Genomic DNA, 12785 nt, shown 5'->3' on the forward strand with positions numbered 1-12785 from the left:
GGGCCTAGCGCATCGTCGCCAGCTCGACGGCGCGGCCGCGCGTGCCGACGATCTTCACCTCGTCCTTGCCGCAAGTGAAGCCGCGGGCGAAATCGTCCGCGGCCTTGCGCGCAAGCTCATTGGCGGTGGGATTGGCGATCGCATCGACATAGGCGACGTGGCAGACCGGGCCGGGCGGCAGCCGGGTCACGACCAGCATGGCTTTGGTATTCGGCCGTCCCTGCTTGTCGGGATCGCCGTTGTCGGCGATGTGCCAGCGCTGAATGATCGCGAACGGCTTTGCGCCCACCGCGCGCCATTCGATCGTGGTCTCCGACGAATTGAACGGCGCGAACCAGACCTTGGCCGCCGGTTCCTCGGCGGCTTGCTTGCGATTGCGGCCGACCGAGACGACTTCGCGCAGATCGTCCTCGGCAATCAGCACCAGGAGGCCGTTCTTGCCCGGACATGTCCTCGTGGTGCTGCCGTCGAGCTCGCTGGCCCTCCCGACCTGGAGGCAATCCTTCGGCGCCGTCGAGGTGTAGGTGCTGCCCACGGATTGGGCGTCGGCGCTGGTCAGGCCGATGCTGATCGTCAAGGCCGCGAGGCTAATGCGGGTGATATGCTTCATCATGGGGTTCTTGATGGTACGGGAACTTCGTACGATCTGACGTCTTCATTGTGGGCAAGGTTCAAACAGGCGTGGGATATACCTGACAGCGGCGCGGAATCGTTCTAGAAGAGCGGCTTCGCTTGGGCTTCTCCTGCCTCGTTCGCGTCCTCATTCTCTCGATCATGCCAGCCATCTCGAACAAACCTTATCGTGTCGGCCGCTCCAAGACCGGGCTCGGCCTCTTCGCCACCAAGCCGATCAAGAAGGGGACCCGGATCATCCGCTATTTCGGACCGATCCTGGATTCGCGGATTCCGGCGCACGACGAGATCGAGAACAAGTACCTGTTCGAGCTCAACGGGCGCTGGACCATCGACGGGTCGGTGCGCAAGAATCTTGCCCGCTATATCAACCATTCCTGCCGGCCCAACGCCGAGTCCGACGTCCGGCCGCGCGAGCGCAAGGTGTTCATCCGCGCCATCAAGAACATCGAGCCGGGCGACGAGATCAACTACGATTACGGCACCGACTATTTCAAAGCCTATCTGAAGCCGATCGGCTGCAAATGCGAGTCCTGCGAGAAGAAGCGCAAGAAGCTGCGCGCGGAGGCGCGGGCCGAACGTGCCAAGGTGAAGGCGCGGGCCGAGCGCAAGGCGCAGAAGGCAGGCGCGAAGGGCCTCAAGAACAAGGCCGCCAAGAGGAAGCTCAACGGTCACGCCGTCGGCAAGGCCCGCGCGCGGGCCTAGCCTGCGCTTCCAGCTCCGCTGTCATGCTACGAAGCAGCGCATCGTCAGGGGTCATTCCGGGGCGATGCGCAACATCGAGCCCGGAATCTCGAGATTCCGGGTCTGGTGCTCGCGCACCAGCCCGGAATGACGGTGACTGGCCTCACGCCGCCGCCACACTCTCGCTCCTGCGCAATCCCACATACTGCAATTCGGCGAACACGCCGGTGGCGATGGCCTGCGCCACGACCATGAGCTCGCCGGCGAGGTTCGGCGACACCGCGCCGGAGAGCAGCAGCGCGATGCTGCCGACGGTCCAGGCCGCGTTGCCGACCACGACCAGCAACACGAGTGGCTTCGCCACCGCGGCGCGCGAAGCGAGCCAGCCGACCAGCGCGGCGTAGCCGATCAGGAACAGGCCGGTCTCGCGCAGCAGCGCTTCGGGCAGGTTGAACAGCGCAGCGAACGTGCTGGCGCCGAAGGTGAAGCCGAGGGCGGCGACGCCGCTGAAGACGGCATCGGCCAGCAGGGCGCGGCGGAGGAAGTTGGATGCAACGATCATGGTAGGTCTCCTTGCTTGGGGTGGGGTGGAGCTCACTGCCATCCGCGCCACCAGGCGCGGAGCAGGCGGGCGAGACGGTAGGGGCAGAGGCTTCTGCCGACGCCGTGCTCGAAGGCGATGACCTGTGCGACCACGTAATCGCCGGTCGAATGCACCAGCGGCTCCGGCATGTTGAGGCTGCGCGCCAGCATGCGGGTCGCGAGCGCCATGGCCCAGGGAACGAGGTGGTCTGCGATAGTCCGGTAGAGCAGCAGCGCGATCATGGTCATCTCCTGTTGCAACAGAAGATGCGCCGGCCCGCGGGCCAATTCGATTACCTCAGGGGTAAGGCAGGGCGCTATTCAGGGCACTTTGGGACGTTCGACGCAGCTCGCAATTCGCGAGAAATCGCGGTGGTCCTGGCTATGTCGAGGCGCCGAACAGCCGGCGCAATGCCGGCAACCACTCGCCGGTCATCGTGAACTCGAGGCCCGAGTCGGGCTCCGCAGGCAATCGCCAGCAGGGTGATCGGCGCGGAGACGGCGAGGGTCGAGAACGCGGTCAAGCCTTGCCCGATCGTGCATCCCATCGACATGACGCCCCCGATGCCCATCAGGAGCGCGCCGGTCATGTGACGCTTCAATTCGCGTGCGTCGTCGCAGGCCTCCCAACGGAAGCCGCGCGCGAGCATCGCTGCGGCGAAAGACCCTGCCACGACGCCGGCGACGGAACCGATCCCAAAATTCAGCCGCGCGCCGGAGAAGGTGGCGACGTAGAGGATGGTGTCGCCGAGCGGCGCGACGAAGCTGAGCGAGGAGACGCGGACGGGATCGAACTCGTCATCGGCGAGCCAGCCGGTCGCGAACCAGCCGAATGCGATCGCGGCGCCGACGGCAAGGCCGGAGGCCAGCAGTCGGGGCGATCGCAGCAGCCTGCCGTCGGCGAGAGCCCAGACGGCGAGGGCCGTGGCGATCGACACGACGAGCAGCGCGCGCATCGCGGCTCCGGCGCCGAGAAGCGAGGTCAGCGTCTGGTCGCTGCCTGCGGAGAGCCGCACAGACAACGGCTCGATCAGCATCACGCGCAGCATGCCCGTGATCCCGCGCATGGTTGCGAGCGCCGAGAGGCCGAGCACGAGAAAGACCACGATGGCGCGCAGATCTCCGCCGCCGACACGGACCAACGTGCCGAAGCCGCAGGTGCCGACCAGCGCCATGCCGATGCCGAACATCAGCCCGCCCAGAATCGCACCGCCAAGCCCGATCGACGGCGTCAGGTAGATCGATCGCGACAGATCGACGATGCCGAACTCGGCCAGCGCCTGGGTCGCCAGCAGCGCCACGGCCGCAGCCAGCGCAAAGGATTTCAGCCGGCGCAGATCCGACCCGAAGAACGCATCCTCGAGCATCGCCAGGGTGCAAAATCGTCCCGCGCGACCCGCAACACCGAGCATGGCGCCGGCTGCAAGCCCGCATGCAAACGCTATGGTCGACGGGTTCAGCATTCCTCCCGGAGATGTTTGTTGTCCTTCCGGGCAGCTTGCGCCGGAAGGTTGCGGAAAGCCAGAGCGGATAACTACCGGCGCCGCCGGCGCACCGGCTCGCAGAACACGTCGTAGACGGCGGTCAGTATCTTGCGGACGTCCTCGCTGGCGAGGCTGTAATAGATGGTCTTGCCGTCGCGGCGGGTGGTGACCAGACGGTCGAGCCTCAGCCGCGCGAGCTGCTGGGATACCGTCGATTGCCGCTCGCCGAGGAATTGCTCGAGCTCGGTCACCGACTTCTCGCCCTCGGCGAGGATGCAGAGCAGCAGCAAGCGGGATTCATGCGACAGCGCCTTGAGCATGTCGCTCGCCTCGCGCGCCTTCTCGATCATCTGCTCGAGTTCGGCGGATCCCTCGATCTCCTTCAGCTTTGGCAGCGGCATCGCGTCAATTTCCTCAATGGCATTTCTGGTCACGACCTGCCCGGCATCGATCCCGAACCCGTCAGGATGCGGCTCAGCAGGCCGAAGAAGAAGGTATCCCCCGGATAGCCGCGAATGCGGCCGATCTCTCGGCCCTCTTTTACCACGACGAAGGTCGGCGTGAAGGCACCCGGATCGATTCCGGAGAGATCGGCGGGCAGGGGACGGCCGAGGTCGACGCGGCGCAGCGGCGCGGCCTGGCTTTCCTCGGTCTTGGCGTAGATCGGCGCGATCTCGGAATCAAAGCGCGCGCACCAGACGCAGCCGGCCCGCTCGAACATGACCAGCTCGGCCGCGCGGGACCCCGTCGCCGGCAGGGCAAGCGTGATCGCGGCCAGGAGCAATGCCAAGAGAAATGCAACGTGTCGGTTCATCCCGCGCGATGACCTCCGGACTTCGGGCCTCTGGACTTCGTTGGTCCTTTATATCATTAAATTCGCATATGTAATAGGTGGGAGGCAATGACCTTGGATGTCACGCTTGGGGCGGCTTTTGTCGCTGGCCTGTTGTCGTTTCTGTCACCCTGCATCCTGCCGCTGGTCCCGCCGTTCCTGTGCTACATGGCCGGTGTCTCGGTCTCGGATCTCTCCGATGGGCAGCCGGCATTGCGGCCGCGCATCCTGGTCTCTGCATTGGCGTTCGTGGCCGGCTTCTCCCTGGTCTTCGTGGCGCTGGGTTCGACCGCCTCGATTGCGGGGCGCTTTATCTCCGCCCATATCTCGACGCTCGGCATCGTCGCGGGCGCCCTGATCGTCTTGATGGGGCTGCACTTTCTCGGCGTGCTCAGGATTCCGCTGCTCTATCGCAGCGCGACGCTGCAGGTCGAGAACCGGCCTGCCGGTGTTGCGGGCGCCTTCGTCATGGGTCTGGCGTTCGCGTTCGGCTGGACACCCTGTGCAGGTCCCATCCTCGCGGCCGTCCTGTTCATGGCGGGGTCCGAGGACACCACTGCGAGGGGGCTCTGCTGCTGCTGTCCTATTCGGCGGGGACCGGCATCCCCTTCCTGATCGCTGCCGCTTTCACCGGTCGCTTCGTCGCCGCGCTCGGTCGTGCCCGCCGGCACCTGGCTCTGGTGGAGAAGACGATGGGCGCCTTTCTGGTTGCGACCGGATTGATGTTCCTGACCGGCTTGATGCCAGCCGTCTCGGAATGGCTGCTGGAGCATTTCCCTGCATTGACCAGCATCGGTTGACCATCACGGTTTCAGCCGAAGCGGAAATCGAGAAGCTGCGCGTAAGACTGCAGCTCGATCAGGTAGCGATGGACGAGCGGCCCGTCTCCAGCCGTCGCCGCATGGGAGATCTCGGTGCTGCTGGCGATCGCGCCGTCGATCAGCCGACGGAACTCGCTCGTTTCAGCAACGTCCGCCTGGGCCCAATCGTTGCAGCGTTGCAGACGGTCGCGCAACGCGCTTGCGCTGGCGATGGTATCCTCGGCCCTTGCCGGGGCAGGGTGCTCGCCATCGTGCGTGGCCGCAACGCGCAGTCTGTCCATCGCGGGTGCGATCTCGAAGACGCAATCGGCGAGATCGTAGAGGCCGGATCGACGCCTGAGGTCGTGGAACGACCGGCGGAGCAGGAGCAGCTCTCGTCCGGCGGCGACAACGTCTCCGCCATCGAGCGCGCGCGCGACCGCACCAAGCTGCTCGCCGCCGAGGCCGAGAAATTCCGCCAGCGCGACAGGCGTGTAAGCGGGAGGGGCCGCATTGGTCGCGAGCTGCTTCCAGGTCGTTGTGGCCTCTTCGATCTCAATCTGAGCCAGCGCAATGTTTCCGGTCCGCGCATAGCTTGCGGCGCTGCGCAGATTGGCCCTGATCGGCTGCATCGCCGCTGCGAAATCCTTCGCGCGGTCGCCCTCGGCGCCAAGCGCGAGCGCTCCGGAGGCCAGCCACGTCAACAGCACGATGATGCAGTGCAAGATGGGAATCCTTGTTACATTCGAGTATTCGAATATTATAATAGACCCGCTTCGACCCGCAATATTGTCCAAGGTTGAAATTCCCGATGCATCTCTTCAGGCTGACGCGGCGCGATCTTCTGGCACTGGCTCCGGGGGCCGCGATTGCCGCAAGCTGCCGCGTGGCCGTGGCCGAACCCGCGCTCGGAGACGACGGGCTCTATCACGAGCCCTGGTTTCTGCAGAGCTTTCTCGATCTGCGCGAGGATCTCGACAGCTCTGCCGCCAACGGCAAGCGCCTCGCCATCATGTGGGAGCTGCGCGGCTGTCCCTATTGCCGCGAAACGCATCTGGTGAATTTCGCCGATGCCGGTATTGCGAGCTATATCCGCGAGAATTTCGAGGTTCTCCAGCTCAATCTGATCGGATCCCGCAAGGTGATTGATTTCGACCGTCAGGAACTGTCCGAGAAGGACCTTGCCCAGAAATACGGGATCAGGTTCACCCCGACGTTCCAGTTCTTTCCGCCATCGTCCAGCGGCATCGAAAAGCGGGAGCCGATGGCGCGAGAAGTCGCGCGGGCGCCCGGCTATCTGAAGCCGCCGCATTTCCTCGCGATGTTTCGTTTCGTACGGGATCGCGCCTACGAGCGCGGCTCGTTCAAGGACTTCCTCGCCACCGGCGGCTAGCCCGACGCCGCGCGCAAATATGTCTTGACGCCGTCAAAGACATGATCATATCATAATAAATGAATGTGATGGATCGTTAGATTCGTCATGAACGAGGCGGGCGTCACCTCGCCATCCCTGGGGTAGGAAACATGCGGCGCTCGCTTGCGGCTGCGTTTGCTTGGTGTCTCACGATCGGAAGCGCCTGTGCGCAGGAGCCGATCAAGCTCGACATCGTTGATGATTCTCGCCGAAATCACTGACCGGCGCGCCCGGCGACGCCGCCGCCGGCAAGAAGGTGTTCCTGACGCGCACGCTCGGCAATTGCCTGGCCTGCCATCAGGTCACCAGCCTGAAATCTCAGGAATTCCACGGCGAGTTCGGCCCGTCGCTCGACGGTGTCGCAGGCCGCTACAGCGAGGCTCAATTGCGCCTCATCATCGCCGACCCCAAGCGCATCTTTACCGGCACGGTCATGCCCGCGTTCTTCAAGAACGATGGGCTCAGCCGGGTGCGACCGGAATTCGTCGGCAAGTCCATTCTGACGGCCGCGCAGGTCGAGGACGTCATCGCTTTTCTCAAGACGCTGAACTGACGGCGAGGAGGATCAGGAATGAAAGCCATCAATCGACGGCAGGCATTTGCACTCGGGGGCGGCTTCGTCATGCTGACCCTGATGCCCATGGCAGCCGATGCCGAGGTCTCGAACGACGCGGCGAAGTGGATCGAGAAGTTCACCGGCGGCAAGCAGCCGGCCAAGGGCAAGATCTCGCTCGATCTGCCGGAAATCGCGGAGAACGGCAACACCGTGCCGCTGTCGATCAACATCGACAGCCCGATGACCGCGGAATCTTACGTCAAGGACGTTCTGATCATCGCGGACGGCAACCCTAATGCGGGCGTGGCGACGCTGTCCTTCACGCCGCTGTCGGGCAAGGCTGAAGCCTCGATCCGGATCCGGCTCGCGTCAACGCAGAACGTGGTTGCGATCGCGAAGATGAGCGACGGTTCGCTGTTCACGGAGCAGAAGACCGTCAAGGTCACCATCGGCGGCTGCGGCGGCTAACGGCTTAGGAGAAGACAGATGGCAGAAAAACCGCGCATCAAGCTTCCGAAGGAAGCCGCCAAGGGCGAGGTCATCCAGATCAAGACCCTGGTTTCGCACGTGATGGAATCGGGCCAGCGCAAGGATGCGCAGGGCAAGCCCATTCCTCGCAAGATCATCAACAGGTTCACCTGCGAGTTCAACGGCAAGCCGGTGTTCGGCTGCGCGCTGGAGCCGGCGATCTCGGCCAACCCCTACATCCAGTTCGACGCCAGGATCGACGAGACCGGCACGTTCAAGTTCTCCTGGACGGACGACGACGGCACCGTGATCACGGCCGAAGAGAAGATCGCGCTCAAGGCATGATGCGCATCGCGCATTGAGGGAGGCTCGAATGGCGCCACGATACATAGGGTTGGCCGCTGCGATCGTGGCCGCCGCATCGGTTGCAACGCTCGCATCGGCGGAGGAGGCCGAGCGCAAGGGCATCGCGGCGCCGCCCGGCCACGTCTTCAAGACCATCATCTCCGGCTATGAGTTCCGCAGCAAGGAGACCCGTGCGCTGCAGGACGACGATCTGGAAAATCCGGGATTCCTCGCCGTGGAGCGCGCGGCGGAGGCCTGGAAGAAGGTCGAGGGCAGCGAGGGCAAGTCGTGCATGAGCTGCCACGGCGAGGCCGAGACCGGCATGAAGGGCGTCGGCGCCGCCATGCCGAAATGGGACGACAAGCTAAAGAAGCCGGTCAATCTCGAGCAGCGCATCAACATCTGCCGCAGCGAGCAGATGAAGGCGGAGCCCTGGAAATTCAAATCCCGGGAGCTGACCGACATGACCGCCTTCGTGCGCTACCAGTCGCACGGCATGAAGGTCGCGGTGAAGACCGACGGACCGATGTCGCCCTGGTTCGAGCGCGGCAAGCAGATCTATTACACGCGCTACGGCCAGCTCGATCTGGCCTGTGAGTCCTGCCACGAGCGCAACAACGGCAAGTTCATGCGCGCCGATTTCCTGAGCCAGGGCCAGACCAACGGCTTTCCGACCTATCGGCTGCGCGATCAGCGCCTGGTACCGCTGCATGAGCGTTTCGAAGGCTGCATGTTCGACGTCCGTGCCGAGCCGTTCAAGCCGCTCTCGGACGAGTTCCTCGCGCCTCGAGCTCTATGTGGCCTGGCGCGGCATCGGGCTGCCGGTCGAGACGCCGTCGGTGCGCAACTGAAACGATGAGCTTGCAGGAGTCTTGCGCATGATCTCTCGCCGCGAGTTCATTCAGGTCGCCGCGGCAACGGCGGCCCTGTCGAGCGGTGTCGGCTCCGGCCTGACCCGGGCGGTCGCTCAGCAGCGCCTGACCGAGAAGGAATTGCTGGCATTCGAGCCGCTCGGCAATGTCACGCTGGTGCATGTGACCGATATCCACGGCCAGCTGATGCCGCTCTATTTCCGCGAACCCTCGACCAATCTTGGAGTGGGCGAGGCCAAGGGCCTTCCGCCGCACGTCACCGGCAAGGAGTTCTTGACGCGGTTCGGGATCGCGCCCGGCTCGTCGGCAGCCTACGCCCTGACGTCCGAGGATTTCGAGGCGCTGGCCAAGAGCTATGGCCGGATCGGCGGTCTCGATCGCGCCGCGACCGTGATCAAGTCGATCCGCGCCGAGCGCGGCGACAAGGTCGCGCTGCTCGACGGCGGCGACACCTGGCAGGGCTCGTGGTCGTCGCTGAAGACGCGCGGCCAGGACATGATCGACTGCATGGCGCTGCTCAAACCCGACGCCATGACCGGCCATTGGGAGTTCACCTACGGCACCGACCGGGTCAAGCAGGCGATCGAAGGCCTTGGCTTTCCGTTCCTCGGCCTCAATATCCGCGACACCGAATGGAACGAGGCGGCGTTCGAGGCATCGACCATGATCGAGCGCGGCGGCGTCAAGATCGCGGTGCTGGGTCAGGCCTTCCCCTATACGCCGGTCGCCAATCCGCGCTGGATGATTCCAACCTGGTCGTTCGGCGTGCGCGAGGAGGACGTGCAGGCGCAGGTCGACAAGGCGCGCAAGGCCGGCGCGCAGCTCGTCGTGCTGCTCTCCCACAACGGCTTCGACGTCGACCGCAAGCTCGCGAGCCGCGTCAAAGGCATCGACGTCATCCTGACCGGACATACCCATGACGCGCTGCCAGAGGCCGTCAAGGTCGGCAAGACTCTGCTGATCGCGTCGGGCTCGTCCGGAAAGTTCGTCTCGCGGCTCGATCTCGACGTCCGCGACGGCGAGGTGAAAGCTTACAGGTACAAGCTCATTCCGCTGTTCTCGGACGTGATCGCGGCGGACGCCGAGATGGCGGCCAAGATCGCCGAGGTGCGCAAGCCGTTCGCGTCCGATCTTTCCAAGGTGCTCGGCCGAACCGACTCGCTGCTCTACCGGCGTGGCAATTTCAACGGCACGTTCGACGATCTGATCTGCCAGGCGCTGCTGCAGGAGCGCGACGCCGAGATCGCGCTGTCGCCCGGCTTCCGGTGGGGCACCAGCGTGCTGCCGGGGCAGGATATCACCTTCGAGGACGTCACCAACGCAACCGCGATCACCTATCCCGCGGTCTACCGCATGGGCATGACCGGCGCGCGGTTGAAGGAGATCATCGAGGACGTCGCCGACAATCTCTTCAACATCGATCCCTACTACCAGCAGGGCGGCGACATGGTGCGGATCGGCGGACTGTCCTACGCGATAGACGTCGCCAAGCCGCAGGGGCAGCGCATCTCGGACATGCAGATGGTCAAGACCGGCGCGCCGATCGATCCCGCCAGGGAATACCAGGTCGCGGGCTGGGCCAGCGTCAACGAAGGAACCGAGGGGCCGCCGATCTGGGACGTCGTCGCGAACTACCTGACGCGACAGAAAACCGTTCGGCTCGAACCCAACCGGGCCGTCAAAGTTACCGGAGCGTGAGAAGCGATGTCGAAGATGGACAGTTCCCGGCAATCCCGACGCAACTTCCTGGCCGCTGGCGCCGGTGTTGCCGCATCGGTGCTCGCCAAGCCCGCTTTTGCGGGCGGCGGCAATCCCGCCAATCAGCCGCCCAACGTGCCGGAATGGACCAGGTCGCTCGGCGAGGGCGTCGCCGTGCGCCCCTATGGCAAGCCGTCGAAATTCGAGAAGGACGTGGTGCGGCGCGACGTCGAATGGCTGACCGCCTCGCGCGAATCCTCGGTGAGCTTCACGCCACTGCACGAGCTCGAAGGCATCATCACCCCGAATGGGCTTTGCTTCGAGCGGCATCACGGCGGTATTGCCGAGGTTGATCCGGCTGATCATCGCCTGATGATCCACGGGCTCGTGGAGCGCCCGTTGATCCTCACGCTGGAGGAGCTGAAGCGCTATCCGCGCGTCAATCGCATCCACTTCATGGAGTGCGCGGCGAATTCGGGCATGGAATGGCGCGGCGCCCAGCTCAATGGCTGCCAGTTCACCCACGGCATGATCCACTGTGTGCAGTACACCGGCGTGTCGCTGCGCACGCTGCTGGAGGAAGCCGGCGTCAAGACCAACGGAAAGTGGCTGCTGGTCGAGGGCGCCGATGCCGCCGCGATGGATCGCAGCCTGCCGATCGAGAAGGCCCTGGACGACTGCATCATCGCCTACAAGATGAACGGCGAGGCGCTCTATCCCGAGCAGGGCTATCCGATGCGCCTCGTGGTGCCGGGCTGGCAGGGCAATCTCTGGGTCAGGTGGCTGCGCCGCATCAAGGTCGGTGACCAGCCCTGGCACACCCGCGAGGAGACGTCGAAATACACGGACCTCATGCCGAATGGCAAGGCGCGCCGCTTCACCTGGTCGATGGACGCCAAGTCCGTGATCACGAGCCCGAGCCCGCAGGCGCCGATCAGGCACGGCAAGGGCTTCACCATCGTCTCCGGGCTTGCCTGGAGCGGCAACGGCAAGGTCAAGCGCGTGGACGTGTCGCTCGACGGCGGCCGCAATTGGTGGCCGGCGCGGCTCGACGGGCCGGTGCTCGACAAGGCGTTGACGCGCTTCTACTACGAATTCGACTGGAACGGGGAGCCGCTGCTGCTGCAATCGCGTGTCCAGGACGAGACCGGATACGTGCAGCCGAGCAAGGCCGAGCTGCGCAAGATCCGCGGCGTCAACTCCATTTATCACAACAATGGCATCCAGACCTGGCATGTGCAGGCCAATGGTGAGGTCGAGAATGTCGAAGTCGCTTAAGCTCATCACAGCCGCGCTGCTTGCCTGCGCGCTGAGCACGCCGGCGCTTGCTCAGCAGAAGGCGGACGCCAAGAGCGGGCCGCGCTACCACATCGGGCGCGCGCCGACCGTGGACGAGATCCGCGGTTGGGATATCGACGTGCGGCCTGATGGCCAGGGCCTGCCGGAAGGCAAGGGCACTGTCGCCCAGGGCGAGAAGCTGTTCATGGACAATTGCGCGAGCTGCCACGGCGAGTTCGGCGAGGGCAACGGCCGCTGGCCGGTGCTGGCCGGCGGCAAGGGCTCGCTGACCTCGGACAATCCGGTCAAGACGGTGGGCTCGTACTGGCCCTACGCCTCCACCGTGTTCGACTATGTCAGGCACGCCATGCCTTACGGCAATACGGGCTCCTTGTCCGTCGACGAATATTATGCGCTGGTCGCCTACGTTCTGTATCTGAACGACGTCGTCACCGATCAGAACTTCGAGCTGAACAGGAAGACTCTTGCCACGATCAAGATGCCGAACGAGCAGGGCTTTGTGATGGACGACCGCGCCAGCAGCGAGAAATCGTTCTGGCAGAAGGACCCCTGCATGAAGAATTGCATCGCCCCGGTGAAGATCACCGGGCGCGCTGCCGCCATCGACGTGACGCCCGAGGACGGCAAGGAGAAGAAGTCGCGGGGCGTGGAGTGAGACACGGCCGGGCGAGCCGCCGCACGCTGCTGCATGCGGCTCTCGCTGCCGGCTCGCTCGTCACAATCTCGCCGGCCGCGGCCCAGGCCGCTGAGCCTCACAGGCTCGCGCTGCAGATCAGCGACGACGACCCGGTCAAGATGCGCGCCGTCCTCGATATCGCCGCCAACGTCTCCCGGCATTATTCCGGGCAGGGCGAGGACGTCGAGATTGCCGTGGTCGCCTTCAATGGCGGCCTCGACATGCTGCTCGACGACCGTTCGCCGGTGAGGGAGCGCCTGATGAATTTCCTGAAATCGATGCCTAACGTGAGCTTCATTGCCTGCGGCAACACGCTGGAGACGCTGGCGGCGAAGGAGGGCAGGCGGCCTCCGCTGCTCAAAGGCATCAGCGTCGCCCAGGTCGGGGTTACCGCGCTAATGGATCTTGCCGAAAAGAATTGGACGATTGTCCGGCCGTGAGG

14 protein-coding genes and 4 pseudogenes are annotated in these 12785 nt (G+C 64.5%); 11 read left to right on the top strand and 7 right to left on the bottom strand.

The features are described from left to right. Positions 1–4 precede the first annotated feature (4 nt). Positions 5–610, bottom strand: a complete 606-nt coding sequence (locus tag ACETMP_RS01140; protein WP_375162056.1) for a hypothetical protein — start codon at positions 608–610, stop codon at positions 5–7. A gap of 164 nt (positions 611–774) precedes the next feature. On the opposite strand from ACETMP_RS01140, the gene ACETMP_RS01145 reads away from it, so the two are divergent. Next, entirely contained in the window at positions 775–1338 is a 564-nt protein-coding gene (locus tag ACETMP_RS01145) for an SET domain-containing protein-lysine N-methyltransferase (protein ID WP_375162057.1), read from the top strand. Positions 1339–1480: 142 nt separating this feature from the next. On the opposite strand, the gene ACETMP_RS01150 is transcribed toward ACETMP_RS01145, so the two are convergent. The 5 genes and pseudogenes from ACETMP_RS01150 to ACETMP_RS01170 form a co-directional block, all read right to left on the bottom strand. Next, positions 1481–1879, bottom strand: coding sequence for a hypothetical protein (locus tag ACETMP_RS01150; protein ID WP_375159602.1), 399 nt, complete (start codon positions 1877–1879; stop codon positions 1481–1483). Between the two features lie 32 nt (positions 1880–1911). After that, on the bottom strand, positions 1912–2142 hold the full coding sequence (locus ACETMP_RS01155; RefSeq protein WP_375159603.1) for a hypothetical protein: 231 nt from the start codon (positions 2140–2142) through the stop codon (positions 1912–1914). Positions 2143–2281: 139 nt separating this feature from the next. Then, positions 2282–3362, bottom strand: a pseudogene (locus tag ACETMP_RS01160) (YeeE/YedE family protein). A gap of 71 nt (positions 3363–3433) precedes the next feature. After that, positions 3434–3784 (bottom strand): metalloregulator ArsR/SmtB family transcription factor, encoded by a 351-nt coding sequence (locus ACETMP_RS01165; protein ID WP_028137430.1) that lies wholly within the window; start codon positions 3782–3784, stop codon positions 3434–3436. Between the two features lie 29 nt (positions 3785–3813). Further along, positions 3814–4197 carry a thioredoxin gene (locus ACETMP_RS01170; protein ID WP_375159604.1) on the bottom strand — a complete coding sequence of 128 codons (384 nt, stop codon included), beginning with the start codon at positions 4195–4197 and terminating at the stop codon, positions 3814–3816. An 87-nt stretch (positions 4198–4284) separates the two neighbouring features. On the opposite strand from ACETMP_RS01170, the pseudogene ACETMP_RS01175 reads away from it, so the two are divergent. Then, positions 4285–5015, top strand: a pseudogene (locus tag ACETMP_RS01175) (cytochrome c biogenesis CcdA family protein). An 11-nt stretch (positions 5016–5026) separates the two neighbouring features. On the opposite strand, the gene ACETMP_RS01180 reads toward ACETMP_RS01175, so the two are convergent. Beyond that, positions 5027–5812: a hypothetical protein gene (locus tag ACETMP_RS01180; protein ID WP_375159605.1), complete on the bottom strand. Its 786-nt coding sequence runs from the start codon at positions 5810–5812 to the stop codon at positions 5027–5029. A gap of 14 nt (positions 5813–5826) precedes the next feature. Between ACETMP_RS01180 and ACETMP_RS01185 the strand changes: the two genes are divergently transcribed. The 9 genes and pseudogenes from ACETMP_RS01185 to ACETMP_RS01225 all read left to right on the top strand — a co-directional run bounded on the left by ACETMP_RS01185 (position 5827) and on the right by ACETMP_RS01225 (position 12783). Beyond that, on the top strand, positions 5827–6408 hold the full coding sequence (locus tag ACETMP_RS01185; protein ID WP_375159606.1) for a SoxW family protein: 582 nt from the start codon (positions 5827–5829) through the stop codon (positions 6406–6408). A gap of 131 nt (positions 6409–6539) precedes the next feature. Continuing rightward, a pseudogene (soxX, locus tag ACETMP_RS01190) lies at positions 6540–6982 on the top strand (sulfur oxidation c-type cytochrome SoxX). An 18-nt stretch (positions 6983–7000) separates the two neighbouring features. Continuing rightward, on the top strand, positions 7001–7453 hold the full coding sequence (gene soxY / locus ACETMP_RS01195) for a thiosulfate oxidation carrier protein SoxY (protein WP_028137424.1): 453 nt from the start codon (positions 7001–7003) through the stop codon (positions 7451–7453). Positions 7454–7471: 18 nt separating this feature from the next. Beyond that, on the top strand, positions 7472–7798 hold the full coding sequence (gene soxZ, locus ACETMP_RS01200) for a thiosulfate oxidation carrier complex protein SoxZ (RefSeq protein ID WP_375159607.1): 327 nt from the start codon (positions 7472–7474) through the stop codon (positions 7796–7798). A 28-nt stretch (positions 7799–7826) separates the two neighbouring features. After that, positions 7827–8649 (top strand): annotated as a pseudogene (soxA, locus tag ACETMP_RS01205) (sulfur oxidation c-type cytochrome SoxA). A gap of 27 nt (positions 8650–8676) precedes the next feature. Next, positions 8677–10368, top strand: coding sequence for a thiosulfohydrolase SoxB (gene soxB, locus ACETMP_RS01210; RefSeq protein ID WP_375159608.1), 1692 nt, complete (start codon positions 8677–8679; stop codon positions 10366–10368). Positions 10369–10374: 6 nt separating this feature from the next. Then, complete coding sequence (gene soxC, locus ACETMP_RS01215; RefSeq protein WP_375159609.1) at positions 10375–11646, top strand: sulfite dehydrogenase; 1272 nt, start codon at positions 10375–10377, stop codon at positions 11644–11646. After that, positions 11630–12322 carry a c-type cytochrome gene (locus tag ACETMP_RS01220; RefSeq protein ID WP_375159610.1) on the top strand — a complete coding sequence of 231 codons (693 nt, stop codon included), beginning with the start codon at positions 11630–11632 and terminating at the stop codon, positions 12320–12322. The genes soxC and ACETMP_RS01220 overlap by 17 nt, the downstream gene beginning before the upstream one ends. A gap of 26 nt (positions 12323–12348) precedes the next feature. Beyond that, positions 12349–12783: a hypothetical protein gene (locus ACETMP_RS01225; protein WP_375162058.1), complete on the top strand. Its 435-nt coding sequence runs from the start codon at positions 12349–12351 to the stop codon at positions 12781–12783. The last annotated feature ends 2 nt before the right edge of the window (positions 12784–12785 follow it).

The organism is Bradyrhizobium dasycarpum (genome assembly GCF_042019905.1).
Taxonomy (GTDB): domain Bacteria; phylum Pseudomonadota; class Alphaproteobacteria; order Rhizobiales; family Xanthobacteraceae; genus Bradyrhizobium; species Bradyrhizobium japonicum_B.

What these genes read in the sequence shown, in the direction of transcription:
- ACETMP_RS01140 (WP_375162056.1), bottom strand. Translation starts at nt 610, where the DNA reads ATGAAGCATATCACCCGCATTAGCCTCGCGGCCTTGACGATCAGCATC.
- ACETMP_RS01145 (WP_375162057.1), top strand. Translation starts at nt 775, where the DNA reads ATGCCAGCCATCTCGAACAAACCTTATCGTGTCGGCCGCTCCAAGACC.
- ACETMP_RS01150 (WP_375159602.1), bottom strand. Translation starts at nt 1,879, where the DNA reads ATGATCGTTGCATCCAACTTCCTCCGCCGCGCCCTGCTGGCCGATGCC.
- ACETMP_RS01155 (WP_375159603.1), bottom strand. Translation starts at nt 2,142, where the DNA reads ATGATCGCGCTGCTGCTCTACCGGACTATCGCAGACCACCTCGTTCCC.
- ACETMP_RS01165 (WP_028137430.1), bottom strand. Translation starts at nt 3,784, where the DNA reads ATGCCGCTGCCAAAGCTGAAGGAGATCGAGGGATCCGCCGAACTCGAG.
- ACETMP_RS01170 (WP_375159604.1), bottom strand. Translation starts at nt 4,197, where the DNA reads ATGAACCGACACGTTGCATTTCTCTTGGCATTGCTCCTGGCCGCGATC.
- ACETMP_RS01185 (WP_375159606.1), top strand. Translation starts at nt 5,827, where the DNA reads ATGCATCTCTTCAGGCTGACGCGGCGCGATCTTCTGGCACTGGCTCCG.
- soxY (WP_028137424.1), top strand. Translation starts at nt 7,001, where the DNA reads ATGAAAGCCATCAATCGACGGCAGGCATTTGCACTCGGGGGCGGCTTC.
- soxZ (WP_375159607.1), top strand. Translation starts at nt 7,472, where the DNA reads ATGGCAGAAAAACCGCGCATCAAGCTTCCGAAGGAAGCCGCCAAGGGC.
- soxB (WP_375159608.1), top strand. Translation starts at nt 8,677, where the DNA reads ATGATCTCTCGCCGCGAGTTCATTCAGGTCGCCGCGGCAACGGCGGCC.
- soxC (WP_375159609.1), top strand. Translation starts at nt 10,375, where the DNA reads ATGTCGAAGATGGACAGTTCCCGGCAATCCCGACGCAACTTCCTGGCC.
- ACETMP_RS01220 (WP_375159610.1), top strand. Translation starts at nt 11,630, where the DNA reads ATGTCGAAGTCGCTTAAGCTCATCACAGCCGCGCTGCTTGCCTGCGCG.